This window comes from Sphingobium aquiterrae (assembly GCF_037154135.1).
Taxonomy (GTDB): Bacteria; Pseudomonadota; Alphaproteobacteria; order Sphingomonadales; family Sphingomonadaceae; genus Sphingobium; species Sphingobium aquiterrae.
Window position 1 is genome coordinate 33,756 of the sequence record NZ_JBANFL010000024.1, and the last position, 26,397, is coordinate 60,152.

Sequence of the window (26,397 nt, forward strand, 5' to 3'; positions counted from 1 at the left end):
TCCCTCAACGGATCGCGATGATGGACTTGCTGAACCCCAGGATACGCTCATGTTCGATGCGGGCATCGGGGAAGAGGTGGGCCATCTGGCGGGTGGAGAGCAGGTTGATCGCCTGTATTTCCAGCATGGCGCCGTTCATGTCCGCCTGCTTCTTGATGAAGCCGCGGGCGCGGCGCAGTAGCATGGCGGCCCGAATCGGTTCGGGATACCAGTGGATGAACAGCGATCGGAAATGCGGTTCATAGGGGAAGGCGATGTTGGGCGTCTGCAGATAATAATGCGGGGCGAGGCGGCGGACCTCGCGCGCCATGGCCTCGACCTCCGGCCACTGGCCGACATGCTCGATCACGCTGTTGGAATGGACGATGTCGAAGCTGTTGTCGGCAAATTGCGACAGGTCGCAGGCGTCGCCCGGCCGGATGAAATAGGGTGCATCGTCAATGGCTTGCGTGCCGATGTTGACGATGGTGATCTCCAGCGGGAGATGCGCCCAGAGCGGTTTCAAACCCGCCCAATAGTTGCGCGCGCCGCCGATATCGACAACGCGGATCGGCGATTTTCCCACGAAATTCTGTTCCACCAGCGCGCGGAACAGAGAAAAACGCTTCTGGCGAAAGCGATTTTCCGAAACATTGGGGGCGATTTCATCGGCGGGGTCAGTAACGCCTGGTCGTTTTGCCCTGTCCTGCGAAACCATTTTGGCCCTTTCATCTTGAAGCACGCGCGCTCGGCATTGTGTTCGGCGGAATTGCGCGAGCGCCGGCGTGCCGTCAAGCATGCTGATAAAAGCCCGTCATGGGTTTCCCCAAGGCAATGCCCGGCCTGCCCCATGATGGAGCAGACCGGGCATCATCATGGACCGGGGTTACATTTCAGAGAATGAAGTCGCTCATGAACATCGTCGGCACATTGTCGACATGGATGGCGAAATCCGCGATCTTGTCGCCATTGACGTCGCCATAGATCACGGCATGGCCGTCGACCGTCTGGTAGCGCAACTGGCCCGCCGCGCCGGTGAAGGCCGCCGACCCCATATAGGCGAAGCTGTCATTCGCCGTGGTGCCGATGTTGGCGTCTATGGCGCTCAGGTCGATCTTGTCATTCTCCGCTCGCCAGAAGGTGAGAATGTGGTCGCTGGCGCTGGTCGTGCTGTCGCCGATCGCGGTGAAGACATAGCGGTCCGCGCCGTCCCCGCCGGTTAGCCTGTCCGCGCCGGCGCCGCCGACAAGGATATCGTCGCCATAGCCGCCGTTCAGCAGGTCGTTGCCGTCGCCGCCATAAAGGGTGTCGTTGTTGCCGCCGCCGAACAGGCTGTCATCGCCCGCAAGGCCGCAGATCTTGTCGCTGGCCGATCCGCCGATGATCGTGTTGTCCAGCGCGTTGCCGGTGCCGGCAAAGCTGCTGGCGCCCGAATAGGTGAGATTTTCGACATTGTCGCCCAGCGTGTAGGCACGCAGGATGGTAAGGATCGTATCCGTGCCTGTGCCCAGGCCCGCCTGTTCCACGACGACATCGCCGGCTTCATAGACATAATAGATGTCGTCGCCGGCGCCGCCTTCCATATGGTCGTTGCCCGCGCCGCCATAGAGCGTGTCGTTGCCGGCCCCGCCATAGAGCATGTCGTCGCCGGCATTGCCGTTGAGATAATCGTCGCCATCGTCGCCATAGAGCGTGTCGTTGCCGTCATCGCCGCTGATCGTGTCATTGCCGGCATCGCCATGCAGCACGTCGTTGCCCGCGCCGCCATAGATCATGTCGTTGCCGCCGCCGCCCGAAATATGGTCGATCCACTGGCCGCCGTTCAGCCATTCGCGGTTGCTGTTGCCCACCAGCGTGTCGATGCGCTGGTCGATGGTGACGGTCACGGCCTGTTCGGCCAGGCCGCCATGGCCGTCGGACACCTGGATGACGAAGGCGTCGGTGCCGGTCGCGTCATCGGCCGCATGGTAGGTATAGGTGCCATGCGCGGCATCGAACACCACCTCTCCCTTGGCCGGGGCCGCGCCGCTCTTGAGTGCATAGGACAGCGTGTCGCCATCGACATCCGTCGCGCCGATGGCGATGGCCGCTGTGGTGCGGCTCTGAACGACGCCCAGGGTGGAGGAGGTCGCGGTGACGACCGGCGCTTCGTTGACGTTGGTGACGTTGACGGCGACGGCCAGGTCCTTGTTCAGCGACCCGTCATCGACGCGCACCACCAGGTCATAGACATTGTCCGTGCCGCTGTCGGCCGCCGCTTCATAATCGGGCGCGGCCTTGAAGCTGAGCGCGCCGGTGTCGGCGTCGATGGTGAACAGCGCCGCATCCGCGCCGCCGGCGATCGCATAGTGCAGCACGGAACCGCTGTCGGCATCCGTCGCGGTCAGGGTGGCGACCGCCTGGCTGCCCTCCGCCACCGAGAAGGCGGCATGATCGGTATAGCCGATAAATTCCGGGGCATGTTCGACGGGCGCGGGCGGGGACTGCGGCTGCTCGGCCGGGATCTCCGTTACCGTGGTGCCGGAGCCGGTGACGAGCTTCTGGATGATGGCGCCATCGACGCCCTTGGACTGCACGTTGAGGTCGAGATTGTTGATCGTGAGCGAGCCCGTGCCGCTGGTCACTTCCGCGCCCAGCTCGATCGAGGCGAGAAATTCGCTGTCCGACACGATGCCCATGTCTTCAAGGGCGCTCAGCAGATGCGCGACATCCAGCGTGCCGGCGTTCCAGTCCTGATCGGCGACGACGGCGGTATAGGTGCCGGTATGGTACACCGTCGCGTGGAAATTCCCGTCGGTATAGGTGCCGATGACATCGCCGAAGGGCGGGAAATCGCCCTTGTGGACCCAGACCATCACTTCGTTGGTCACGGTGCTCTCGTCGCCATGCGCCACGTTGGTCAGCCAGATGTCATAGGCGACATTATAGCCGCCGCTGTTGCCCGAATGGGTCACGTCAAAGTCCGCCGTCAGCGAGACGATGTCGGAGACCTGCAGCGGGAAGACATTGGCCTTGTCGGTCGTGTTGTACACATTGCCATAGGGCGACACGCCGAAGATCACTTCGGGATAGGCGCGGATCGGCTGATAATTTTCGGTCGTCAGCGGGAAGGACCAGTTGAAGGTCGTGCCGCCGGTCAGGTCCAGCTTGTTGTAGGCGCTGTTGATGGTGAAGTCGGTGCCTTCGGTCAGGCCGGTCGCGCCCCAGGCGTTGTTGAGCACATACCAGCCATTGGCGACCCATGCCTGCCCGGCCTTTGATATGGTCGTGAAGCCCGCGGGCGCCGTATAGGGCGCCGCCATGTCGAAATCATAGCTGTGCAGGCTGGAGAGCTGCGTGTCGCGCAGCACCAGCTTTTCGCCGTTGGAGAAGGTGAAGGTGGCGTCCGCGCCGGTCTGCGCGCCCAGCGAGAGCAACTGGCTGAAACTGGTGATGCCATAGCCGTTCAGGCGGATCGCGTCGAAGCCGGTCTGGAAGCCCATGATCGCGTCGGAGCCATTGCCGGCCGACAGGTTGAACACGTCCGCGCCCTTGCCGCTGACCAGCACGTCATTGCCGCCAAGGCCATCCAGCGTGGCATGCACATCCCCCGCGACGATGATGTTGCCCAGTGCATTGCCGGTGCCCGCGGTCGACCCGCCGCTCATCAGGAACAGGTTCTCGACATTCGCCGACAGGGTCGCCGGGCCCCAATAATAAGCGTAGACCGTGTCTATGCCGCTGCCGGCGCTTTCCGACACCTTCGACACATTGTCCCACAGATTGTAGATGTCGTCGCCCGCGCCCCCGACCAGCGTGTCGCCATAGCTGGAATAGAACACATCGTTATTGCCCGTGCCGTAACGGGTTTGATAGCTGCCCGATGGGGCCGCAACCCAGTTCTGCGAAGCCCCTGAAAGACGAAGTTCGGTGCCGTCTGCTGAAATGTACACGATGCGTTGCTCCTTTGCCCGAGAAGAAACATCCTCGCATCCCGACAATTTACGGTTTTCGCAGTTAGTTAACGCCATATTTGGAATGTTATCAATGGCTGGAATCCGCGACTTTTCAACCGATGCGGATTGATCGGGCGCTTCGGGACCATTTGTTGCGTAAACGAAAAAATAAGCCTGTTCAGCCGCTTGCCCGACCATCGATAGGGGTGGCGCGGGTGCGGCGGGCGCGATGGAGCGTGCGAAGGTTAAGGTGGAGGAAAGCCTCCGCTCCGGAAGCGATATCGTGTCCGGCGCGGGCAAGCGCGCGGGAAAAGCGGCGGGATGAGCGGATGGCCCGCCATGGCCGGCCCGCGAATCGGGCTGCAGGGCGGCGGCGGATGCCGGCGAAGGCGCGAGCAGCAGCAACGGCAGCAGGCAGGCGCCGATCATGGACAGGGTTTGACGGAGCACCGGAAGCATCGCCGCAATGGATCAGCTTTTTCGCTGCAATGCAAAAACCGCAAGCCAGGGCGCCCGCCCCGGTCGATGGGCGGGCCGTGCGGCTATGCTCAGGCGGTCTTTACCGCGTCGCCCGCCACCATCGGCGCTTCCGCGGCGAAGGCGCAGGAAATGATGTCCCGCTCCGTCCCCTCCAGATAGAGGGCGGTGAGCACATTGGTCTTGTAGGCGCCGGTATCGATGCCGATGCGGTTCGCGCGCAGTTCCACTTCGCTGGACACGCTGTGCCCATGGACGACGACGACGCCATGATCGTCCTCGTTCGACAGGAATTCCTCGCGAATCCAGAGCAGGTCGTTGCGGTTCTGCTTCTTGATCGCCACGCCCGGGCGGACGCCGGCATGGCAGAAGAAATAATCGCCCGACCGCGCGCTCAAGGGCAGGGTCTGCAGCCAGCTCACCCATTCGCGGGGGATGGCATCGGCCACCCTCTGCGTGAATTCGCGCAGATCATAGGCGCCGGTGGGCACGTCTATGCCGAAGCTGCGCAGGGTCGGGCCGCCGCCCAGCTTGATCCAGGCGTTGAGCATGCCCGGCTCGCCGGACAGCGCGCGCACCATCAATTCTTCATGATTGCCCAGCAGCGCGGTCATGTTCCGCGTCTGCCGCTGCACATTATAGACGAGTTTCAGGACCTGCGCGGAATCCGGGCCGCGATCGATCAGGTCGCCGACCAGGATGACATGGGTGGTCTTGCCGGCGGGCAGGGAGGCGGCATGTTGCTCGATCTTGTCGAGCAGCGCGCGAAACAGGTCGTGGCGGCCGTGAATGTCGCCGATCGCGTAGATCCGGTCGCCCGCATCCGTCGACGGCGCCTTCGCGCTGCGGGAAGAACCGAAAAACTTTGAAAACTTGCCCATTAAGCTCCCCGAACCGGACCTGCATGCGCCGGGTTCTTCGCTGTTGCACAATGCCCTGTAATGGCATGGTTCATCAAGCTTTTTAGATGCAGTGTCTTGACGGGCGATGAACTTGCCGCCCGATCCATGCCGTCGGGCCGTGCCGCCGTCATGTTCCGGCCCCTGGCGCGCGCGCATTGAGGGCGGGGGCGGGCGGTGGCTGGACGGGCGGCAATGCCTGCGCGCCGGCTCGCAGGACGCCGCCGGTCACGCTGCGCGGTGGCGCAGGGACGAGGGCCGGGGCGGCGAGGGCCGAGGTAGGCGTAGTGGCAGGCGGGGCCGCCCTGGAGGAGAGATAGGCGCGCGCCGGGGCGGGCGCGGTTGTGCCGCCTGCCGCCGCCGCCAGCGCGGCGTCCGGCACGGCAATGGGCGCGCCGCTATGCAGGACGGGGCGTTCGGCGGGCAGGGTCGAGGGGAGCAGCAGCGGCAGGCCATCGGCGCCGATCAGCCCTTCCTGCTCGGCTCCCGCCGTTTCGACGCCGTGATCGTCGGGAAAGGGCTGTTCATTGCCGACATAGGGGGAGACGAAGGCGGCCAGCTTGCCCCACAGGCCGGGCCAGCGGTAGAAGATGTGCCGGCCCAGCGTCTTCACCTTGGTCAGGCTGGACGCCCAATAGGGCACGACATAGTCGGCATGATAATGGGTCGACAGGCCCACCGGCGCATAGACGAGGCCGCTGAGCGCCGCGCTGGCGACGCCACGTGCGCGCAGCCAGCCCTGGCGGGAGGGGATGCGCGCCATCGACCCGTCGCAGGTGAAGGAGAACTGGCAGCCGGTGCGCCGTTCCGACCCCTGGAACACCACGCCGCAGACGCTATGGGGATAGGCGACATGGCGCACACGGTTGAGGATGACCTGGGCGACGGCGCGCTGGCCGTCCAGCGGCTCGTTCGCGGCCTCATAATAGATGGCGGCGGTCATGCAGTCGAGCGAGCGCAGGAAGTTGACGCCGTCGCCCAACGGCACCGAAAGCGGCCGTGCCGGCTGGACTAGGCCGGCGATGGCGGGGATGCGGGCGTTATAGGCCTCCGCGTCTTCCGGCGACATGCGCTGCAGCATGGCCGTGTCGGAAACGGTGGTTTCCTCGATAATGCTGGCGTCTTCGCGGGTCGGCAGCGCATTGAAGTCTATGTTGACGATCTTGTGCCGGAAGGCGGCGGGGGCCACCGCCCTTTCCGGTTCGCGCAGCGCGAAATAGACGCCGGCCGCCGCCGCGCCGATCGCCAGCGCGAACAGCAGCAGGACGACGATGAGCATCGCGGTCCGCCGCTGTGCGGGCCTTGGCCGATCCGGCGTCAGCGGCTGGGCGCCATGGACGACGATCATGCGCGAATCGCCCCGCGCGCCGGTGCATGCCGCCTGCCGGAACGCCGCGGCGCATCCGGCCGGGCCAGGGGCGACGGCCGGATCACCCGCATGGATAGGTCTGCTTCAGGGCGTTGATGACGACGGAGGCCGCCTGGCCCGATGAGTCCGACGGATAGGCCGACACATAGGTCATGAAGGCGCTGCGCACTTCGGACTGGGCAATGCCGGCGGGCAGGCAGAATTCGCGGGCGCTCAGCCAGATTTCATAGGCGCGCGCGGAATCGGTGACGGCGGCGATATAGGCAAAGCAATAGGAGACTTCCGCCGATGCGCTGCTCCTGCACTTGGCGGACAGCTGTTGCGCGGTGAGATAGCCGATATCGGATGCCGAAGATGCCGGCGCGGCGGCTGCCGGCCGGGGCGCGGATACGGCTTGCGGAGCGGGGGCCGCAGCGCCTGCCACGGCCGCCAGAAGAGCAGCGAACATCTCAAAACCTCAATGCGCCGGGCATCGGCGGGAAAGTCGGCATCACGATACCCCTAGTCGTTGCAGTGCAATATGGCAATTGTACACAGGCTTCGGCCCATCCCATATTGAGAAGAGTTGGTGCCATTATGGCACTGATGTGAATGAACGGTGGATGTGGACCCATTTTCCGGCCCGGGCCTTACAGATTTATTTCATCAACGACGATAGGGTCGGTAACGGCGAGTCTCGTCTGTGGGTGTGGACTGGACAGGAAATGAGTGTCGAATGCGGGAAAAGCGTCTCCATGGCTGAACGGACCATCATTGACGGGAGGAGCAATGCCGACATGCCGTGCCTGCGATGCGCCGGCCCGAGGAGGCGCCGCGCGTGAATGAGGAGATCGCCATTGCGCGCCGATCGGCCAGGGGCCGGGCCGGGCCGGGCGAGCGCCCCGATGCGGCGGCGCTGGCCCGGCGGTTCCGGCAATGGCTGGAGCCCGTCTGGCAATCTCCGGCGCTGACGGCGCTGGTGATCGGTGCGGGGCTGTTCCTGAACGGATTTGACGGTGCGGTGGGACAGATCCTGTCCTGCCTTGGCAACAGCCTGCTGCTGGTGGCGCTCATCCTTTCGCGCCCGCCGTCCATGCGGTTCTGGCGGCGGACCGCGTCCGTGCTGCTGCTGGCCGGCGGGGCGATGCTGTGGCTCGTCATCGTGCGGTTCAGCGCGGTCTGGATGCCGGGCGATTCGGGTGTGCCGCTGGCGCCGGATATGTTCCTGCCGAAATTCCTCAGCATCCTGTCGGGGCTTGCCGCGCTTGTCATCGGCGCGCGGGCCGGCTGGCGCGGACGGCGGCGGCAGGAATTGATCGATGCCCTGCTGATCGTCATCGGCATCCACCTGATCTTCGCCGTCATCCTGCGTGCGCTGCCCCATGGCGGGGTGTGGGACAGTTGGGCGCTGGTGCGCGATCATCGCTTTGCCGGCCTGATCGGCAATCCCAATGTCACCGCGGCGGTATGCGGCGCGGCGGCCATCCTGGCGCTTGCCAGCGCGCTGGACATGATCGGGCGCCGGGCAGGCGGCGAGCGGCGGCATAGCGATGGCGCCAGGGGGATGTTCTATGGCGGCATCGTGCTGCTGTCGCTGGCCTGCCAGTTGCTGACGGCCGCGCGCTTCCCCGTGCTGATGACGCTTGGCCTGATGGCGGCGATGCTGCTGGGCGAGCGCCACGGCATTCGCCGGCGCGCGCGCCAGTTCGTGCCGGCGCTGGCCACGGCGGGGACGATCGTGGTCGCCACGCTGCTGCTCTATTCCGACCTCTGGCTTGAGCGGCTCGCCAATCTGGGCGGGGAGGCCGGGATGCGGATGCAGCTGTGGAGCCAGTTTGCCGGGGCGGCGTGGCAATCGCCGATCCTGGGCTATGGCGCGGGCTCCTTTTCCGCGCTCAACGAACATATCCTGTCGGACAATGTCGGCGCGCCCGCGACCTGGACGGTCAATTCGGCCCATAATCTGCTGTTGCAGCTGTTGCTGAACGGCGGCCTGCCTTATGCGGCGCTGATGATCCTGGCCGGGGGGCGGCTGGCCAGGGACATCAACCAGCGATGGCCGTGGCGGGCATGGAGCGCGCTGCAGCGTGGGCTGGTCTTTGCCGTCATCCTGTTCCTGGCCTGCGCGATGGTCGACATCGTGCTCGATTTTCCGGCGACCGCCTGCCTGATGCTGTTCCTGGCCGGCATGGCCTGGGGCCAGGCGCTATCCCGCCAGCCCGCGCTCATGCAGCTGGAACAGGCGCCAGCGCAGAAAAATGCGCTGATAGGCCGGAGAGCTGCGCGCAAGGTCAAATAGCACGCGGCGGGAGGCCGGTGGGCTAACCTGCAGCAACCAGACCGTTTCGGCGACGATCCTGTCCTGTGTTGCCGGATCGAAGGCCTGCCAGTTGGCCAGCGCCATGCGCACGCGCCATGGCCCGGCATCGCGCTGCAGCGGCCCATCCCCATAGCTGTGCGCCAGATCGGCCAGCATCGCCGGCGAGGGCGCATTGTCGCGGCCATAGGCGATGAAGGCCCTGACCACCCAGGCTTCGCCCCAATGCGGCCGGCTGGCGATGGCCTCGTCCACTTCCCGCTGGGCGATGTCGAGGATGCGCTGCTTGTCCTTGCTGTCGGGCAGCGGCGCGACCCCGCGCGCAAGATAAAGGGCGTGAGTCAGTTGCGCGCGCGGCGGCGGATCGCCGGGAAGCAGTTGGAACTGATGGAATGCGCGGGAATCGCCCCAGCTCAGTTGCCGATCGAGCAACTGCTTGGCCTGCGCAACCTGATCCTCGCGATGGAGGGCGACGATGCAGAGCGCCACCACCGCCGAAAGCACGCCGGCGGCGATGATCGAAGCCGTTCGGCGGGATGCTTCGGCTGAGCCTGTCTCGCGATGTTGTATGGAAGCGGGCACGATCAGCGCTCCATGAGGGCCGAGATGCGGAACGCGGCGGGCAATGGGGGCAACATTGACATATATCCCCCCTTTCAAACGCGCGCTTCATCCTTGCCGGCCCCTGCCGGAATGAACCACGCTGGAATCAGCCGCGCCAGAACGAACCATGCCGGAAACGAACCGCCGCCCGCGGGATGCGCGGGCGGCGGCGCTGTCAGCGATCCTGATAGTAGCTTGAATATTTCTTCGAATAGTAAAGACCGCCAATGGCCTCGGCCTGGGTGTCCGCCATGGTGAACATCGCGCCGATGGGGTTGGCCCCGTCCGAACGCAGCCAGTTGATTGCGGAGACGACCGCGTTGGTCGGCGTTTCGTCCCACTTGACCACCATCACCGTCGCATCGGCCAGCACGGCGAGGAAACGACCGTCGGCAAGGCCGATCAGCGGCGGAAGATCGAGCACGATCTTGTCGTAGCGGGTTGCCAGACGCTTCAGCAATTCGCGCATCTTGTCGCCGCCGAACAGATCTTCCGAGCTGAAATAGGGCGTCGTGACGAACAGCTGGTCCAGATTGGCGACGCTGCTGCTCGGGCGGATCGCCTGTTCCAGCGTGGCGTCGCCATGCAGCACCTCCACGATGCCGGAGGCGCCCTCATTGTCGTTGCCGGTCATGCCGCGCATCACCGCGCGGCGAACGTCGCATTCCAGCAGCAGCGTCTTTGCGTTGCCGATGGCCAGCGTCCGCGCAAAGGCGAGGGCGGTGGTCGTCTTGCCTTCGCTGGGCAGCGCCGAGGTGATGGCGATGACCTGAGAGGGCTTGTCGCTTCGCACGCCGAGGATGGACGCCCTGGCGATCCGCAGCGATTCGGAGAATAGCGAGGTGGGCTTCTCCACGACCAGATCGGCCGGGGCGACATCCTTGCCGACCTTGGGAACGGCGGCGAGGAGGGGGATGCCAAGCTGGGTCTCGATGTCGCTCGCCGAGCGCAGCCCGGTGACCATCATTTCCTGCACGGCGATGGTGCCGCCGCCGGCCGCGAGGCCGACGATCAGCGAGAGTGCGAACAGCAGGGGCTTGTTGGGCGAGGCAGGGGCCGTGGGCACTTCGGCGCGACCGACGATTTCCGCCTGGGCGATCGAGTTCTGCGCGGCCTGCGTGCTTTCCAGCAGCATCTGCGACAGGCGGTCATATTCAGCCCGCTTGGCGGTCGATTCGCGCTCCAGGCTGTCGGCCAGCACGGCGGCACGGGTGTTCTGCGCACGTTCCACTTCCAGGCCGCCCATCGAGCGACGCAGGCTGGAAACCTGGGCCTCCTTGGCCGCGGCGTCCGCCTGCAGCGAGCCGAGGACGCGATTGCCTTCGTCCTTGATCTGCGCATCCACGGTTTCGAGCTGACCGCGTATACGCAGGCTCTCGGGATGCTTGTCGCCATAACGCGCCTGCACTTCACCGATATCGCGCAGCAGTTGCGCGCGCTGGCGCCGCAGTTCCGCAACAACCGGCGAACTGCGGACCATAGACACGGAATCGAGGCCGCCTCTGGCCGCCTGCGACTGCGCCGCAGCGAGTTGGGACTGAGCTGCCGCCGCTTCGGATTCGGCGGTGGCGATCTGGCCGGAAAGCGGGCCGACGCGTTCGTCGGCGATGGTGCCGGCGCCAACCTGGCCCGGGCCGCCCGACACGATGCCGGCGGACGCGCGATATTGCGCGACCTTGGCATCGGCCTCACGGACTTCGCTGCCCAGCTTGTCCAGCCGGCTGCGGAACCATTCCACCTGATTGCGGGCGGTGCCGGCCTTCGAATCGATCTTGGTTTCCAGATAGCCCTCGGCAAAGGCATTGGCGACGCGCGCCGCCTTGATCGGATCGCGCGAGCGGAAGCGGATCTGGATGATGTAGGTCAGCTTGTCGCGGCTGACCGAAAGCTTGTTCAGCAGCGCGCCGGCAATGGCGGCATCGCGCTCCGTCTCGCTCATCGCGACGCCGGACTGCTCGTTCACCAGCTTGGAAAATTCCGGGTCGCTGGCAAGGTTCAGCTTCTTCACGACCTTCTGCGCAAGGTCGAGCGAACTGATCACGCTGACTTCGGTTTCGATCGCCTCGGGGGTCAGCGTGGCGGTGGAGTCCGCCGTCTTGGCCAGCGGATTGCGCGAGGGATCGATCTGGACCCGCGCCGTCGCTTCGAACTGAGGCGTCATCATCATCACCAGCGCCACCCCGGCCACGAAAATGGCCAGGGTGATCGCTGCCATGGTCTTCCATCTACGACGTACCGTGTCGCGAACCATGATAACCAGGTCGGCCAGCCGGCCTTCATATCCTTCAGCCTCGCGAGATACTTCCATAAGGGACCATGTTCCGTTGATGAGAGAGAGATGGAAAGGGTAAAAAATAACCGACGGGAGCTTACCGCTTAAAGGTTACTCCAACCTGACCGCGGAACTCATTGAAATCCTGCCCCAGGGCAATGTCGTTCGCCGAGCGACCGGTATAGGCGAGGTTGAGCGAGAAGCTCATCCAGTTGGACGCCAGATATGTGCCCGAGCCGGTGATGCGATAGACGTCCACCTTCTGCTTCGAGCCGATATAATCCTGCTTCGCATATTCGCCCATGGCGGAGAGGATGAGGTTCCTCAGCAATTCATGATCGATGCGGAGCGAGGCGCGGTTGTCGAAATAGCCGCTGGTCGTGGTGATGAACGAATCCTCGATCGTGCGCCGCGCAGCCAGGGTGACGGTCGTCAATTCCGTCGGGAAATATTCGACCTTGGCTTCGGCCGAGAAGCCGTCGACATTCCTGTACAGCGGACTGTCATAGCTGCGACGGATATAGCCGACGCCGATCGTGCCGCGCATCAGTGCCGAAAGGTCGAAATTGACGCCGCCGATGATGACCCAGCTGTCCGAATCGCGATTGGCATCGCCGTTGAGCAGCAGGTGCGGATAGTCGGTCTTGCGATAGCCCAGCTGGGCAAAGGCGGCCATGCTGGGTGTGAACGCATATTGCGCCTGGCCGGTCACGCGGAAGATGTTGCGATCGCGGTCGGACTGGTCGCGGATCGTGCCGGAGCGCAGTTCGATAGTGCTGAAATCATAATTGGTGTCGTCCACCGACAGCGTCAGCTTGGTCTGGCCGGAACTATATTCGGTCCGAAGTGAACCATAAGCACGCAGATAGTTGGACAGCGCCGACTGGTCGGCGGTCGTTTCGCCCGAAAAGGGGTTCTCGAATTCGCGCGCCAGCTGCACTTCGGGGATGAAGCGCAGCGTATCCCCCACGTCTACGCGCCCCAGGGCGCCCAGGTTCCAGGGGTTCTGGTTGCGGAGCGTCTCGTCGAAATAGCGCGTCAGCCGGGCATTGCCGCGCAGCCGCAGCTGATGCCGCGACCAGTCCGACACCACCTGCACGCTGGGCGCGACCGTGATCGAACCGTCGCTGACCGTGTTGTTGTCGGAATAATAGACGTTGTCCGAATAGGCGAGCGAGGTTTCCACCTGCGGGAAGATGTTGAACGCGCCCGATCGAATCCCGATGGGATCATAATCGGGGCGCGCGCGCTGCTGCACGCTGATGTTGCGGCCGCGATCGAAATCGTCCGGCAGCGAGGGCTGGACCAGCAGGGTTTCGGACTGGGCATGGGCGCTGGATGCATAGCAGCACGCCAGGGAACCCAGCAGGAATGAGAGGTTCCGCTTTTTCATGCGATGTGAACTCCGGGTTTGGGCGAGGCTGCCCGTCTCGTTTTCAACAGGGCGGACGTTGCGCGGCGCATGCCGGCTCATTGGCTGTAATTCGAGCCGCCGCCGCCTACCCCGATCACAGGACCGGAAAAGCCGACGCCTGAAAAAGAGCCGTCACCGCCGCCAAGGGCGCCCGTACCACGGGCAAGCCGGCCCAGCCTGCGGCGGATATTCTCGATCGCCTGCTTCACATTGTCCGGCGTGCCCGGCGTTGCGACGACCTGGTCGAACGCGGCATTGACCACGGCGTCGTCATATTCCTGCTGGTTCAGCACGAAGATGATCGATGCCTCGACGTCCTCCACGGTGGATTCCGGCGTGAACCGGGACAGTTCCGACCGCAGCGTGGACACCAGCGCGGCGATCAGCGCCGTATTGTCCACCGGCGCGGTGGCGCCCGGCGTGCCGGTGCTGTCCTGTGCCGCCAGGAAGGCGCCGGGAACCAGCAGGGTGAAGGCAAGGGCAAAGCTGGCCTTGCGCATGATGGTTTGCCGCTGGAAACCCCAGCGGCTGTGATTGGCGGTGGTCATATGGCTCATCAGAAGTATCGCTCCCCAAGTCGAATGGTGTCGCCCGGAAAGACCCGAAGTGACGGTGTCAGCTTCAGCGGTTCCTCACGGGTGGCGCCGGCGCGCCGGATATATGCGACCTTCTTATCTGCTCTTGGTGTAAAACCCTGGGCCGTGGCGATGGCGTTCATCACCGTCAGGCCGTTGGCATAGGGATACTGGCCGGGCGCGCTCACTTCGCCAAGGATGAAGAAGGGGCGGTATGTCGCGACTTCGATGCCCACCTTGGGCTCCCGAAGATAGCCGTCGGCCAGTTTCGTCTGGACTTCGGCTGCCAGTTTCTGCGGTGTCTTGTCCTTGGCGACCACCTCACCCACCAGCGGCAGGGAGACAGTGCCTTCGGACCCTACGGCGAATTCGCCGGACAGGGTCGGCTCGTTGAACACGTTGAGGCGAATCTTGTCGCCGGTGTCCAGCCGATATTCCTCATTGGCCATCGGTGCGGCGTAGCGCTCCCCGGTGGAGATGACTTCGCCGCCACCGCCGGCGGCACATGCGGTAGCGAGAAAAACCATGAAAAGGGAAAGAACAATTCTGGAAATCACATCATACCCCTTTGATTTAGTCTCAGCACTTACCGCGCATCTTGTCGGCGGCCTTATCGCACAGTTGCAGTGCAAGGTGTATCGCTTTAACCTTTTTTTCGCTGTCGCATCAAAATTGTGACGTCGATATGCCGCGTGGATTGCACGGAATGCCGCACATGAGGCCAGGGGCCGCATGGTGTCGCACATGAATGGTCGCCCCCGATGCTGCATCGCAGCACCCTGGTCCGTTCCGCGTTTAACCAATATGCGAAAGGCCGCCAAGGATTGCTTGGTCCATAATCACATCAAATATAATCTTCTCCCCAGGCCCCTGATCGGCGCCCTGGTCCGCAGGGCCAGGCCGATGAGCATCGCCAGGAAAAAGGTCTGGCTTTCAAGGAAGATGGCGGGGCTGATGATGCCATAGGTGCCGCACAGCACGCAGTTCAGCCGCAGCGCGCGCAGCCCCGGCGTCGAAAGATGCCTGAGGCGCGGAACGATGCAGAACCAGGTCGCGAGGATATAGATGAGAAGCCCCGGCAGGCCGAGCACGATATAGGGGCCAAGGATGCCCAGGTCCGACGGAAAGAGCGGGTTGTATTTCGGCGTGCGCAGATATTCCTGGAAGGTGCCGAAGTCGTTCCACAGGCCGACGCCCGTGAACCAGTGCCGCTGCAGCGCCTGAATGGCATAGCCATATTCGGTGGCGCGGGCGAGGCCGGAATTGTCGCCCGAGAAGAGCGCCATCGGGTTCCACGCAATGAACATCCCCGACAGGATGGTCGCGCCGACGCCGCAGAAAAGCATGAAGAGGAATGTGCGCGCGCCCACCCCCAGCAATTTGAACATGGCGAGCAGATAGACGAGGACGAAAAGCGCCTGGAATGTGCGCGATCCGCTGAGCCAGAGCGCCGCGATGCCCAGCCCCAGCGCGAGCAGCCGATAGAGGATGTTCATCCGGCGCGCGAGCGTGGCATAGAAGACGATGAACGAGGCGAGTTCCAGCACGAGTCGCAGGCGCGCGCCCCGGATATCGTCGCCTACCAGCAAGGCGGGGTTTTCCGCCGGCGTCAGATGCACCAGATAGTCGTACAGGAAGACATAGGTCGCCAGATACAGCACGGTGAAGAAGGCCAGCGACCGCATGAGGAAATGGATCGACACGACACGCTGGCGAATCAGGACGAAGCTGACCAGCGGCAGATAGCCGATCAGGGCGTTGAGGTTCATCCGCGCGCCGCTATGCACCGAGAACACGAAGTTCTGCAGCGCGAAGAAGCCGATGATCATCAATGCCCACAATGCCGTCACCGGCGTGCGGTTGACGACACACAGGAACAGGCCCGCCGTGATCGCGATGCTCATGCCCAGCAGGCCGAAAAAGGCCGCGCCGGGCCAGAACACCTCGAAAATGCCCGCGGAATGCAGGATCATCGACGCGTAGAGCAGCAGGATCATCGGCTTGGCGAGGAACCTAAGATAATAGGCGCGAACCGCCCGTGACAGCGCCATGGATGATGTGCCTCAACTCGCCGGCGTTTGAATAAACCTCTTGGTCGTCATGTGATTCGGTTGGAATGGACATGCGATTGCTGCCGGATGTGCCTAGCTTGCGCCATCCTCATGGAGCAATGACAAAATGGATCGGCGTCGAATTCATCCGTTCGATCCTGAATGGGGACGACGGCCGGCGGCGCCGTGCCGATGCAGCGCCTCTATGGACTTGCGCTCTTCCGGTGCGTAAGCCAGAAACCGGACAGCAAGAGGGCTTGCGTTCCACCGACAGGGCATCTGTGCAAAACAAGAAAGCAGCCGTCCCGATAGTGACCCTTTTCCGATCGCCGCGCTTTTGCGAGGGGGCAACCCTCGCAATCCGTCCGAGGGTGGGCCGTCTCAGGATGGACCGTCCGGGGATGAGCTGTCCGGAGATCGGGCGTCCACGGGTGGGCCGGGCGATGGCGTCGCATGCGGGGGAAGCCCTTTCCAGCATTTCAGGGCCGCCATGCTGAAACAGGGTCCGCAGGGCCTTGCGGAAGCCGCTTATCCCATCTGCGTGGTTGGCAGCGGGCCTGTGGGCCTTGCCCTGGCGACCGATCTGGCGCGGCAGGGCATCGACACGCTGTTGCTGGAATCGGGCGGCACCAGCTTCAACGAGCCGGTGCAGGCCCTGTCCGCCGCCGAACTGGTCGACCCGACCCGGCATGACGAGATGATCGTCGCCGTCGCGCGGCAGCTGGGCGGTTCGTCGAACCTGTGGGGCGGGCGCTGCCTTCCCTATGATCCCGTCGATTTCGTGGATCGTCCCTATGTCGATGCCGGCTGGCCCATCGGTTATGACGCGATCGCGCCCTATATGGCGCGCGCGGTCGCCGCGACCTGTTCCGGTGCGCCGGTGTACAAGGCCGATGCGCCGCTGTTCGACGAGGAGGGCGGCCCGTTTGCCACCGATGCGCTGGAGCGCTGGGTGAATGTCCAGGCGTCCCAGACGATCTTCAAGCATGCGATCGCGAGCGACCCCCGGCTGCATGTCCACACGCTGAGCACGGTGGTCGGCATGGATTTTGCCGAATCGGGCGCCGTCACCGCGATCGACGTCGCGCATTCCCTGAGCGGCGAGCGGGTGAAGGTGCCGATCCGGCGGCTGGTGATCGCCGCGGGCGGCATCGAGACGGCGCGGTTGCTGCTGGCGACGCAGCGCCAGGCGCCGCAGCGCTTCGGTGGCGGGGATGGACCGCTGGGCCGCTATTATATGGGCCATCTGATGGGCGAGATCGCCGACATCGTGTTCAGGGATGCGGGCATCGCCCGTGCCTTCGACTTCTTTGTCGACCGCCATGGTTCCTATGTGCGGCGGCGCATCGTGCCGACGATGGCGGCGCAGCTGGAAAACGGCCTGCTCAACAGTGCCTTCTGGCCGGTGGTGCCGCCTGTCGCCGACCCCCGGCATGGCAGCGCGATCCTGTCGGCCGCCTATCTGGCGCTCAGCATCCCGCCGCTGGGGCGGATGATCGTGGCGGAGGCGATCCGGCGGCGGCATGTGGGCAACCGGCCGGGCAATCTGGGCACGCACATCCTGAATGTCGCGCGCGGCCTGCCTTCGGCCATGGCCTTTGCCGTGTCCTTCCTGCGTCGCCGCCATGACCGGCGCTATCGCCTGCCGGGCTTCTTCATCCTTAACGATCGCAACCGCTTCGGCCTGTCCTATCATGGCGAACAGGTGCCCCGGCGCGACAGCCGGGTGTGGCTTTCGGGCGAGACGGACCGGCTGGGCCTGCCGTCGCTGACGATCGACCTGCGTTTCTCCACCCAGGATGCCGAATCGGTGGTGAAGACGCACGACCTGCTGGAAGCATGGCTCACCCGGCATGATGTGGGGCATCTGGAGCATCGCTGCGCGCGGGACGAGCGGGCGGCGATGGTGCTTTCCCAGGCATCGCACGGCACGCACCAGATCGGCGTCACCCGTATGGGGACCAGCCGGCACCGGGGTATCGTGGATGGCGACCTGCGCTGCTTCGACAGCCCCAATCTGTTCCTGGCGAGCTGCGGGGTGCTGCCGACATCGGGGCAGGCGAACCCGACCTTCACCGTCGTCGCGCTGGCGCTGCGCCTGGCCGATGCGCTTGCCCGCGACCAATAGCCCTTATTGGCGGATATAATGTGGCGCGATAAGCACAGCGTCGCATTGGACTATATGTTTTGGCATGGAACAATGTAATTAACGGTTCGTGCGCTATACAAATCCGTCACGTCAACCGAATCGAACTGTGTAGTGCGCGCTGTCTTGTCCCGTTCCGATGAAAATCCTCATGACATTCGGCTGCTGGGATTTCGGCTGCATCCGATGACGGTCAGCGATGTGCTCGATCATATCGACAGGGCGATAACCGCGCATCATCGTTTGATCATGGCCAATCTGAATGTTCATGGCATGGCCGTGATGTTCGACAGTCCGGTGATGGCGCGGCTGTTCAACCAGTCCGATACGCTGGTGATGATCGACAGCATGCCGCTGGTCTTCCTGGCCAATATGATGGGGCACAAGGTTTCGCGCGGGATGCGCACGACGTCGCTGGACTTTTACGACGACATGTTCGCGCTGGCCGTCCGCAAGGGGTGGAAGATCGGCTATGTCGGCGCCGATCCGGCGACGCTGGCGGCGGGCATGGACCTGCTGCACGGCCGGTTCCCGGGGCTCCAGCTGGAAGGGCGCAACGGTTTTTTCGACATGGCGGACCTGTCGCCCGGATCGACCCAGGCGGAGATCATCGACTGGTTGAAGGCATGGTCGCCCGATCTGGTGATCGTGGGCATGGGCATGCCCCGCCAGGAAGAATGGATTCACGCCATCCAGCAGATGGTCGATGTGCCGGTGTTCCTGCCCACCGGCGCCTATCTGGATTTTCAGGTGGGCACCCAGAAGATGGCGCCGCGCTGGATGGGGCAATATGGCCTGGAATGGATTTATCGCCTGCTGGTATCGCCCCGGCGGCTTGGCTACCGCTATCTGATCGAGCCCCTGGTGCTGACCCGATATCTGATGTTCCGTCGCCATCCGCAGGATGCGGCGGCGGCTGTCCAGGGTTCCTGATTGCCGGACCGAACGAACTAACCCGCCGGGCGCCCGATCCTGCGGGACGCCAGGCGGTGGGCGATCACGCCGCTGACCTCCTGCCACAGCGGATGGCGGAGTGCATAAAGTCCGGCGGCCCACAGTATGATGCCGAGCAGGACGGCGGGCGCCAGCGCGGCAACAGGCGTCCGCGCCGCCCATCCATAAGCGAGCATGACCGCCGCCGCCGGGCCGCAGGCCAGCGCCGTCACCCCCAGCGCGCGCAGATAGGCCCCGGCAAAGTCGCGGGTGCGCGTGTCGGTCATGTCGTTGATATGCTTGCGATAGAGGATGACGGCGAAGACCGCGTCCAATATCCGCGCGGCGGCCGCCGCGTTCAGGCTGATCAGGCAGCCGGCGGTGAAGGCGGCCAGCGCGACGATGCTGCGGACGATCTCGATCCGGGTCTGCGCGCGCATGCGGTCTGTGGCTGCGAACAGCTCCCAGGTCATGGTGATGGACGCCAGGATCACCGATGAGAAGGACAGCAGCGCCAGCGGCGTCGCCGCCAGCAGCCAGCGTTCGCCCAGCAGCGTCACGACGATCGGCCCCGCCAGGATCGTCAGGCCCATGAACAGCGGCCACAGCAGCGCCGTGATCATTTCCACCGTGCGGATGTACCGATCCCGCAGCGACTGGCCGTCGCGCACCAGCGCGGCATAGTCGACCAGCATCACCCGGCCGATGAACAGGTGGATATTGTTCCACAAAAGGCCGTTGATGGCGCTGGCGCGATTGAACAGGCCCAGCGCGCTCAACCCGGTGAAATAGCCGAGCAGCACGTCCGACAGCCGTGTCGACAGATTGTTGACGCCGGTGACGGCCAGCATCTGCAGCGCGAAATCGGCGACCCTGCGCCAGGCGCGCAGGCTGGGCTGGAGCGCGACATGATGGCGCCCCGCGATGTTCATGCCGATGGTGACGGTCGCGACATTGGCCCACTGGCCGAACACGATGCTCATATAGCTCATGCCCGCGACGGCGGATGCGATGACGACCGAGGTTCCGGCGATCGACCCGGCGGTGCCGACCAGCGCGATGCCCTTGAAATCGCCATCCCGCTCCAGCATCGCGGCGGGCAGGAAGGAGAAGATGGCGAACAGCGGCGTGGGCGCCAGACCGAGCAGGGCATAGCGCACGCCGACATCGCCCAGCATCGCTTCCCCGCCGAAGCTGAGCGCGACGATCGCCACGCTGAGCAGCATGGAGACCAGCGCGTTGACGGTGAAGGCCGATGCCTTGACCTCGTCCGTCAATGTCTCCTCGCGCACGATCAGGGCGGGCAGGCCCATGGTCTGGATGAGCGCGAGGATGCCGACCAGCGCCAGCGCGGCGGCATAGATGCCCGATTCATGGGCCGACAGGTAACGGGCGACGACGATGGTCGAGGCAAATTGCAGCGCAAAGGACAAGAGCTGCGCCAGCCCCATCCACGCGAGCGATTTCTTTATCGACATAGGCGCCCCGGTGAAGCTGAAGATGTGCGCGAAATAACGGTCCTCGACAATGTTACGCTAAAAAAACGCGCGGCGGCGGGCATGTTGCAGCAATGAACGCCAGTGGAAATATAAAAATTCGCAACCTCGCTTCGCCGGGGCAAGAAACAGTCTGTGCAATCCTGCAACGGCCCCATAAGGGCAGGGTCGACAAGGTTAACATGCTTTTCTTCTTCGCGGATAACAGGCATTTGTCGCGATGGGCCAGACAGTCGGAACAGGGTGGATGAGATGCACCATAGAGACGGTGAAGCCCATTCTGGCGCACTGACGTTGACCGCGCCGGAAAGTTTTTCGACAAAGGCTGCAACGCCCGACGATGGCGTGCGATCCCATGAACAAGGTGCCCGATCCATCACAGCGGTAAAGACCAAGGCCATCTTCATTGTCGCGCCGGATGGGCAGGCCGGCGGCGGCATGGGGCAGGTGAAGGATTATATCCTGCGCGCGGGCGCCGATGGGGCGGGCCGCTACGCCTTCGTGCCGCTCATCACGCGCGACGGGAGGGGCGCTGTCTATTCCCTGTGGCTGCTCGCGCTGTGCATCCTGCGCATCTGGAAAAGCGCGCTGACCGGCCGCGCCGCGCTGGTGCATGTGCATATGGGCGATTTCGGCAGTGCCGGGCGCAAGGGGCTGATCGTGCTGGCCGCGCGGCTTGCGGGTGTGCCCACGGTGCTGCACCTCCATGCCGTGAGCATGGCGCCATGGTATGCGCGGTCCAGCCGGTTCGTCCGCTGGGCCTTGCGCCGGCCTTTCCGGGCCGCGACGGTCGTGGTGGTGCTGGGCGAGCGGTTCCGCCGCTGGATCGTGGACGAACTGCATGTCGACCCGGCCAGGATCGACATCCTGCACAATGGCGTCGCCAATCGCGCCGGGCGTGCGGTCGCGCGCGGATCTTCCGGCGGATCGTCCGGCGGGCCGGTGGATATCCTGTTCCTGGGCAACCTGATCGAGCGCAAGGGCGTGTCGGACCTGATCGCCGCGCTGGCCAGGGTGCCGGCGGCGGCCGGGGACTGGCGGGTGGCCTTTGCCGGCGGTGGCGACCTTGACCATTATCGGGCCCTGGCCGCGCGCGAGGGCATTGCCGACCGCGCGGATTTCCTCGGTTGGGTGGATCGCGAGGGTGCGCTGGACCTGCTGGAGCGGGCCGATATCCTTGCGCTGCCATCCTATGAAGAGGGCTTGCCGCTGGTGATCCTGGAGGCGCTGGGTGCGGGGGTTCCGGTATTATGCACGCCGGTCGGCTCGATCGCCGAAGTGCTGGCCGACGGGACGAACGCGCTGTTCTGCGATCCGGGCGACCGGGCGGGCTTGGCCGCCGGTCTGGCGCGGCTGATCGGCGATCCCGCCCTGCGTCTGGCGCTGTCTTCGGAAGGCAGCGCGCTGTTCGCGCGGCGTTTCTCGCTGGAGGCCTTTCAGGATGCGCTGTTCGACATCTATGATCGCCGCTGCGGCATCCGCTTCGTGCCTGTGCGTGCGCCTGAGCCTGAGCCTGAGCCTGAGCCTGAGCCTGAGCCTGAGCCTGAGCCCGGCGCGGACGGCGCTGGGCGCTGATGCGGATTCTGGTTCTGGGCGCCAGCGGCTTTGTCGGGCGCCGCATCGTTGCGCAGATGGTGGCGCGGCATGGCCCGCAGTCCGTCATCGCCGGCGTGCGCCGCGCGGGCGCTGCCCCGGCTGGCGTCGAGGCGCGCGTGGTCGATGCCTGTAACAGCGGCGCGGTGGAAGCGGCGGCGCGGGGCACGACCCATATTGTCAACTGCGTCATGGGCAGCAACCGGGCGATCGTGGCGTCCGCGCGCACGGCGATAGCGGCGGCGGAACGGCTGGAACTGGCCGGGCTGGTCCATTTCAGCAGCGTTGCCGTCTATGGCGACCGGGAAGGCGAGATTCGCGAGGATGCGCCGCAGGGCGTGGGCGTAGATGGCTATGGCGCGGCGAAGGTGGAGGCAGAGGCGATCCTGCGCGCTTCGCCCTATGGCCGGATCACGATCTTGCGGCCCGGTCTTGTCCATGGCCCCGGCTCGGTGCTCTGGACGGCACGAATCGCGCGTTTGCTGATGGCGGGGCGGCTGGGCGATCTGGGCGCGTGCGGGCAGGGTATCTGCAACCTCGTGCATGTGGACGATGTCGCCGCTTTCGCGATCCATTGCCTGGGCGAGGGGCAGGGTGGCGTCTATAATCTCGTCGCGCCGGAGCCGCCGAGCTGGAACGGCTATCTGACCGATTTCGCCCGCGCGCTGGGCCTGCCGCCCCGCCGCATCTCGCCCGCGCGGCTGCGGACGGAGCGCTACGCCGCCTATCCGCTCAAGATCGCGGAGATGCTGGGCGGACGGCTGGGGATGGTGACGCCGCCGCCGATGACGCCCGGCCTCACCGGCCTGTTCAACCGCCGGGCGCATTATGTGTCCGATGCGGCACATGCGGCTTTGCCCGGATGGGCCGGCCATGCCACTGCTATCGCCGATAGCGCAGCATGGGCAAGGACCGCATCTGGATGACCGATTCGGCGGGGGTGAAGCTCAACGTCTATTCTTCCGTCTCCCGCAGCGGGGCGATGCGCTATGTCAGCGCGCTGGTGGACGGGCTGGCCGGCGCGGGCGCGCAGGTGCGGCTGATCGCACCGCATTTCGATCCGCGTGAGCGGGAGCCCGGCCACCCGTCCGTCACCCGCGATATCCTGCCGGCGGGCGGCGGCGGCGCGGGGGCGGGCACCATCGTGGCGCGCGGGCTGCGCACGGCAAGCCGGATCGCCGTGACATTTCCCAAGCTGCTGCGTGCGCGCCGGCATGCGCGGGACTATATCGTCACCTTCTACGACTGGATTCCGATCCAGGTCGCGCAGTTCCTCTGGATCAAGGCGATCGGCGGGCGGATCACCCATATCGTGCATGATGTGACGCCCCATGCCTGGCGCTTTCCCCGCCGGTTCCAGCGGCTGGAACGCTGGCTGCAGGGCCTGTCCTACCGCCTGCCGGACCGGGTCGTCGTGTTGACGCAGGCCGCGCGGGAGGAACTGGCGGCCGACTGGGGGCGCAGCGCCCGCGTCTGGGTGTTGCCGCATGGCGCCTATGACTCCGGCGATCCTGTGCCCGCGCCGGGGGATCGCCGGCTGCTTCTGTTCGGCAGCCTGCGCCGCAACAAGCGGATCAGGGAAGCGATAGAGGCGATGCGGCTGCTGCGCGGCCAGGTGCCCGACATGGCGCCCGGTCTCAGGCTGACCATCGCCGGCGCGCCGCATCTTGAGGATAGCGCCTATTGGGAGGAATGCGCGGCGGCGGCCAGCGGGCTGGAGGATGTCATCACGATGGACATCGGCTTCGTGCCGGAAGAGCGGCTGCATGCCCTGCTGGCGCAAAGCGATGCGGTGCTGTTGCCCTATGAGGAATTCCGCTCGGCCTCGGGCGTGGCCATCCTGTCCGCCTTTGCCGAGCGCCTGCTGATCACGACCAGCGCGGGCGGCATATCCGAGCTGATCGAGGGCGGTCTGGAGCCGGTGACGATTGCGCAGCCGGTGACGGCGGAAGGAATCGCCGACGCGGTGCGCCGCTTTCATGCGTTGCCGGTCGAAAGCTGTCGCGGCATGGCTTTCCGCTCCCGCGCGCGGCTGGCCGCATTGCTGTCATGGGACAGGATCGGGCGCGCCTGCCTGGATATCGTGACGGCATAGATGGCGACGACGCAGATCATCCTCGTCAACTGGAACGGGCGCGATCACATGATCGAGTGCCTCGAATCGTTGATGCGCCTCGACAATGGCGATTTCGGTGTGGTGATCGTGGACAATGGATCGACCGACGGGTCCATCGCCGCGATCGCGGCATGGGCGGCCATGCCGGCGCCCATGGACGTGCCGGAGGGGCCGCCCTGGCCGCTGCTGCCTATTGAGCGGCGGCACTGCCCGACCGTCCGTGTCATCGACAGGGCCGAGGCGGAGAGCATGGCGCCGGGGGATGCGCGCATCACGGTCATCGCCGCCAACGCCAATCTGGGCTTTGCGGCTGCGAACAATCTGGGTCTTGCCCATGCGGCGCGCGATCCGGGCTGCCGCTCTTTCTGGCTGCTCAACAATGATACCGTGGTCGCCCCGGATAGCCTCGACCGGCTGCTGGACAAGGCCGCCGCGCGGCCCGATGCCGGGATCATCGGCGCGACCCTGCTTTATTATGACCGGCCCGACATGGTGCAGGGGCTGGGCGGCATCATGGATGTGCGGTGGGCGCGCGCCGATCATATCGGCTTCGGCCTGCCTGCCGATTCGCTGCCGCAAGAGGCGGCGGTGGAGGCGCAGCTGAGCTATGTGATGGGCGCCTCCATGTTCGTGCGGCGGACCGTCTATGAAGCGATCGGCGGCATGTCGGAGGATTATTTCCTCTATTTCGAGGAGCCGGACTGGGCTCGCCGCCTGCCCCCCGGCGTGCGGCAGACGACATGCCTTGCCGCGCGCGTCTATCACAAGGAAGGCGGGTCGATCGGCAGTAGCAATGTGACGCGGCCCAGCGACACCAGCCTCTATTATCTGACCGTGAACAGCCTGCGCTTCTATGCGCGCTATCATCGCGGATCGCTGCCCGTGATGGCGGCGCGCCTCGCCAAAACCGGGTTCGACCATGGCCGGCGGGGGGACAGGCGGGCGCGGGCCGTGATCGCGCGGGCCTTTGTCGACGCGGTGACGGGCCGGCGGCGCAAGGGCCCCTATGGCAGCGCGCTGTTCACTGATGGCAGGGAAATTGGCGGCAGGGGAACGGGCGACAGGGAGCAGGGGCGATGAAGGAAACGGCGGATCATGCGCGGACCCATGACCTGACGTCGATCCAGTGCCTGCGCGGCATCGCGGCGCTGATGATCGTGCTGTACCATTGTTTCCCGCAACTGATGCGCATGGGCTATGCCGGCAGCGATTTCATGCCGTTGTCCTCCGGCGTCGACATCTTCTTCGTCATCAGCGGCTTCATCATGCTCTATTCGGCGGCGCGCTCGCCGGGGCGCGGACCGGGCGCTTTCCTGATGAACCGCGCCATCCGCATCCTGCCGCTGTACTGGCTGCTGACGGTGCTGGTCGCGGGTCTTGCGCTGTTCCTGCCGCAGGTGCTGCAATCCAGCCGGTTCGAGATCGGCCATGTCGTCGCCTCCTTCCTGATGATCGCGGCGGCGCATCCGGTCAGCCATGAATGGCGGCCGCTGGTCATTCCGGGGTGGAGCCTCAATTACGAGATGTTTTTCTATCTGGTCTTCGCGGCTGGCCTGTGGCTGGCGCGGGGACGGATCGACCGGCTGCTGCCGATGGTGGGCGGCGCGATCCTGCTGGTCGCGGCGGTGCCGCTGGCGGTCGCCGTGCGGGGGCCGGCGGTCTTCTATACCGACGGCATCATCCTGGAATTCGTCTATGGCATGGTCGCGTGCCGGCTGTTCCTGCATGGGTGGAAGATGGGGCCGGGCCTGTGCTGGGCGCTGATCCTGCTGGGCGCGCTGGCGGTTGCCTGCGTGACCTATGTGCCCTTCATCCCGCGCCCGTTCAGCCTTGGCCTGCCGTGCCTGATGATCTTTGCAGGCGTGCTGCACCTGCCGTTCCGGGAAACGCGCTGGGGCGTGGGCGGGCTGAAGCTGCTGGGCGACGCCTCCTATTCGCTCTACCTGTCGCACTGGATGACGCTGTCGGCGCTGGGGCAGGTCTGGCGCCGGCTGGGGCTGGCCGATGTGCCGGGGCGCGACATGCTGTTCGTGATCGCCGGGGTGGCGGCATCGATCCTCGTCGCGCTGATCATCTATCGCTGGATCGAGATGCCGATCACCGAAGGGTTGAAGCGCGGCCTGTCGGCACGGCGCCCGGCAACCGGGAAAGCCGCGCCCGTCGCGCCCTAAGGTTTGTGGGGATTCATCGGGAATTGATGACGGCAGCGGTGAGATAGATCATGGCTTCAAAGCTCTGATCGG

At 65.0% G+C, this 26,397-nt stretch carries 20 protein-coding genes; 8 read left to right on the plus strand and 12 right to left on the minus strand.

The window, feature by feature from the left end; translation table 11 throughout:
- Positions 1–4: 4 nt before the first annotated feature.
- The 5 genes from WFP78_RS20270 to WFP78_RS20290 all read right to left on the minus strand — a co-directional run bounded on the left by WFP78_RS20270 (position 5) and on the right by WFP78_RS20290 (position 7,107).
- Positions 5–697 (minus strand): methyltransferase domain-containing protein, encoded by a 693-nt coding sequence (locus WFP78_RS20270; protein ID WP_336966206.1) that lies wholly within the window; start codon positions 695–697, stop codon positions 5–7.
- A 175-nt stretch (positions 698–872) separates the two neighbouring features.
- Entirely contained in the window at positions 873–3,911 is a 3,039-nt protein-coding gene (locus tag WFP78_RS20275) for an Ig-like domain-containing protein (protein WP_336966207.1), read from the minus strand.
- 551 nt (positions 3,912–4,462) lie between these two features.
- Positions 4,463–5,272, minus strand: a complete 810-nt coding sequence (locus WFP78_RS20280; RefSeq protein WP_336966209.1) for a metallophosphoesterase family protein — start codon at positions 5,270–5,272, stop codon at positions 4,463–4,465.
- A 148-nt stretch (positions 5,273–5,420) separates the two neighbouring features.
- Entirely contained in the window at positions 5,421–6,638 is a 1,218-nt protein-coding gene (locus WFP78_RS20285) for a cell wall hydrolase (RefSeq protein WP_336966210.1), read from the minus strand.
- Between the two features lie 82 nt (positions 6,639–6,720).
- On the minus strand, positions 6,721–7,107 hold the full coding sequence (locus WFP78_RS20290; protein ID WP_336966211.1) for a Rap1a/Tai family immunity protein: 387 nt from the start codon (positions 7,105–7,107) through the stop codon (positions 6,721–6,723).
- 369 nt (positions 7,108–7,476) lie between these two features.
- Here WFP78_RS20290 and WFP78_RS20295 point away from each other — a divergent pair, with 369 nt between their 5' ends.
- Positions 7,477–8,937: an O-antigen ligase family protein gene (locus tag WFP78_RS20295; protein WP_336966212.1), complete on the plus strand. Its 1,461-nt coding sequence runs from the start codon at positions 7,477–7,479 to the stop codon at positions 8,935–8,937.
- Here the strand turns inward: WFP78_RS20295 and WFP78_RS20300 are convergent.
- The 6 genes from WFP78_RS20300 to WFP78_RS20325 form a co-directional block, all read right to left on the minus strand.
- On the minus strand, positions 8,845–9,537 hold the full coding sequence (locus WFP78_RS20300) for a hypothetical protein (protein ID WP_336966214.1): 693 nt from the start codon (positions 9,535–9,537) through the stop codon (positions 8,845–8,847). The genes WFP78_RS20295 and WFP78_RS20300 overlap by 93 nt on opposite strands.
- A gap of 196 nt (positions 9,538–9,733) precedes the next feature.
- Positions 9,734–11,866, minus strand: coding sequence for a GumC family protein (locus tag WFP78_RS20305; RefSeq protein WP_336966216.1), 2,133 nt, complete (start codon positions 11,864–11,866; stop codon positions 9,734–9,736).
- A gap of 61 nt (positions 11,867–11,927) precedes the next feature.
- On the minus strand, positions 11,928–13,223 hold the full coding sequence (locus WFP78_RS20310) for an outer membrane beta-barrel protein (protein ID WP_336966217.1): 1,296 nt from the start codon (positions 13,221–13,223) through the stop codon (positions 11,928–11,930).
- 77 nt (positions 13,224–13,300) lie between these two features.
- Entirely contained in the window at positions 13,301–13,801 is a 501-nt protein-coding gene (locus WFP78_RS20315; protein ID WP_336966218.1) for a hypothetical protein, read from the minus strand.
- Complete coding sequence (locus tag WFP78_RS20320; RefSeq protein WP_336966220.1) at positions 13,801–14,346, minus strand: polysaccharide biosynthesis/export family protein; 546 nt, start codon at positions 14,344–14,346, stop codon at positions 13,801–13,803. Before WFP78_RS20320 ends, WFP78_RS20315 begins: the two co-directional genes overlap by 1 nt.
- A gap of 312 nt (positions 14,347–14,658) precedes the next feature.
- Positions 14,659–15,870, minus strand: a complete 1,212-nt coding sequence (locus tag WFP78_RS20325) for a hypothetical protein (protein WP_336966221.1) — start codon at positions 15,868–15,870, stop codon at positions 14,659–14,661.
- A gap of 490 nt (positions 15,871–16,360) precedes the next feature.
- Here WFP78_RS20325 and WFP78_RS20330 point away from each other — a divergent pair, with 490 nt between their 5' ends.
- Both WFP78_RS20330 and WFP78_RS20335 read left to right on the plus strand, forming a co-directional pair.
- Complete coding sequence (locus WFP78_RS20330; protein ID WP_336966222.1) at positions 16,361–17,998, plus strand: GMC oxidoreductase; 1,638 nt, start codon at positions 16,361–16,363, stop codon at positions 17,996–17,998.
- 204 nt (positions 17,999–18,202) lie between these two features.
- Positions 18,203–18,949: a WecB/TagA/CpsF family glycosyltransferase gene (locus WFP78_RS20335; protein WP_336966223.1), complete on the plus strand. Its 747-nt coding sequence runs from the start codon at positions 18,203–18,205 to the stop codon at positions 18,947–18,949.
- A gap of 17 nt (positions 18,950–18,966) precedes the next feature.
- Here the strand turns inward: WFP78_RS20335 and WFP78_RS20340 are convergent, their stop codons facing one another.
- Complete coding sequence (locus WFP78_RS20340; RefSeq protein WP_336966225.1) at positions 18,967–20,427, minus strand: oligosaccharide flippase family protein; 1,461 nt, start codon at positions 20,425–20,427, stop codon at positions 18,967–18,969.
- 270 nt (positions 20,428–20,697) lie between these two features.
- On the opposite strand from WFP78_RS20340, the gene WFP78_RS20345 reads away from it, so the two are divergent.
- The 5 genes from WFP78_RS20345 to WFP78_RS20365 are packed head-to-tail and all read left to right on the plus strand — an operon-like array spanning position 20,698 to position 26,325.
- A complete protein-coding gene (locus tag WFP78_RS20345; protein WP_336966226.1) occupies positions 20,698–22,020 on the plus strand; it encodes a glycosyltransferase family 4 protein in 1,323 nt (440 codons plus the stop codon).
- Complete coding sequence (locus WFP78_RS20350; protein ID WP_336966228.1) at positions 22,020–22,964, plus strand: NAD-dependent epimerase/dehydratase family protein; 945 nt, start codon at positions 22,020–22,022, stop codon at positions 22,962–22,964. The genes WFP78_RS20345 and WFP78_RS20350 overlap by 1 nt, the downstream gene beginning before the upstream one ends.
- A complete protein-coding gene (locus tag WFP78_RS20355; protein WP_336966229.1) occupies positions 22,961–24,133 on the plus strand; it encodes a glycosyltransferase family 4 protein in 1,173 nt (390 codons plus the stop codon). Before WFP78_RS20350 ends, WFP78_RS20355 begins: the two co-directional genes overlap by 4 nt.
- The gene (locus WFP78_RS20360; protein ID WP_336966231.1) at positions 24,134–25,234 is read left to right on the plus strand and encodes a glycosyltransferase family 2 protein; all 1,101 of its coding nucleotides are present in this window, start codon (positions 24,134–24,136) and stop codon (positions 25,232–25,234) included.
- Complete coding sequence (locus WFP78_RS20365) at positions 25,231–26,325, plus strand: acyltransferase family protein (protein WP_336966233.1); 1,095 nt, start codon at positions 25,231–25,233, stop codon at positions 26,323–26,325. The genes WFP78_RS20360 and WFP78_RS20365 overlap by 4 nt, the downstream gene beginning before the upstream one ends.
- Positions 26,326–26,397: the final 72 nt, after the last annotated feature.

Excerpts from the sequence above, each read along its gene's own strand:
- WFP78_RS20310 (WP_336966217.1), bottom strand. The coding sequence starts at position 13,223 with ATGAAAAAGCGGAACCTCTCATTCCTGCTGGGTTCCCTGGCGTGCTGC.
- WFP78_RS20285 (WP_336966210.1), bottom strand. The coding sequence starts at position 6,638 with ATGATCGTCGTCCATGGCGCCCAGCCGCTGACGCCGGATCGGCCAAGG.
- WFP78_RS20305 (WP_336966216.1), bottom strand. The coding sequence starts at position 11,866 with ATGGAAGTATCTCGCGAGGCTGAAGGATATGAAGGCCGGCTGGCCGAC.
- WFP78_RS20330 (WP_336966222.1), top strand. The coding sequence starts at position 16,361 with ATGCTGAAACAGGGTCCGCAGGGCCTTGCGGAAGCCGCTTATCCCATC.
- WFP78_RS20325 (WP_336966221.1), bottom strand. The coding sequence starts at position 15,870 with ATGGCGCTGTCACGGGCGGTTCGCGCCTATTATCTTAGGTTCCTCGCC.
- WFP78_RS20355 (WP_336966229.1), top strand. The coding sequence starts at position 22,961 with ATGACCGATTCGGCGGGGGTGAAGCTCAACGTCTATTCTTCCGTCTCC.
- WFP78_RS20340 (WP_336966225.1), bottom strand. The coding sequence starts at position 20,427 with ATGTCGATAAAGAAATCGCTCGCGTGGATGGGGCTGGCGCAGCTCTTG.
- WFP78_RS20280 (WP_336966209.1), bottom strand. The coding sequence starts at position 5,272 with ATGGGCAAGTTTTCAAAGTTTTTCGGTTCTTCCCGCAGCGCGAAGGCG.
- WFP78_RS20270 (WP_336966206.1), bottom strand. The coding sequence starts at position 697 with ATGGTTTCGCAGGACAGGGCAAAACGACCAGGCGTTACTGACCCCGCC.
- WFP78_RS20350 (WP_336966228.1), top strand. The coding sequence starts at position 22,020 with ATGCGGATTCTGGTTCTGGGCGCCAGCGGCTTTGTCGGGCGCCGCATC.
- WFP78_RS20345 (WP_336966226.1), top strand. The coding sequence starts at position 20,698 with ATGCACCATAGAGACGGTGAAGCCCATTCTGGCGCACTGACGTTGACC.
- WFP78_RS20360 (WP_336966231.1), top strand. The coding sequence starts at position 24,134 with ATGGCGACGACGCAGATCATCCTCGTCAACTGGAACGGGCGCGATCAC.
- WFP78_RS20290 (WP_336966211.1), bottom strand. The coding sequence starts at position 7,107 with ATGTTCGCTGCTCTTCTGGCGGCCGTGGCAGGCGCTGCGGCCCCCGCT.
- WFP78_RS20365 (WP_336966233.1), top strand. The coding sequence starts at position 25,231 with ATGAAGGAAACGGCGGATCATGCGCGGACCCATGACCTGACGTCGATC.
- WFP78_RS20315 (WP_336966218.1), bottom strand. The coding sequence starts at position 13,801 with ATGAGCCATATGACCACCGCCAATCACAGCCGCTGGGGTTTCCAGCGG.
- WFP78_RS20320 (WP_336966220.1), bottom strand. The coding sequence starts at position 14,346 with ATGGTTTTTCTCGCTACCGCATGTGCCGCCGGCGGTGGCGGCGAAGTC.
- WFP78_RS20335 (WP_336966223.1), top strand. The coding sequence starts at position 18,203 with ATGACGGTCAGCGATGTGCTCGATCATATCGACAGGGCGATAACCGCG.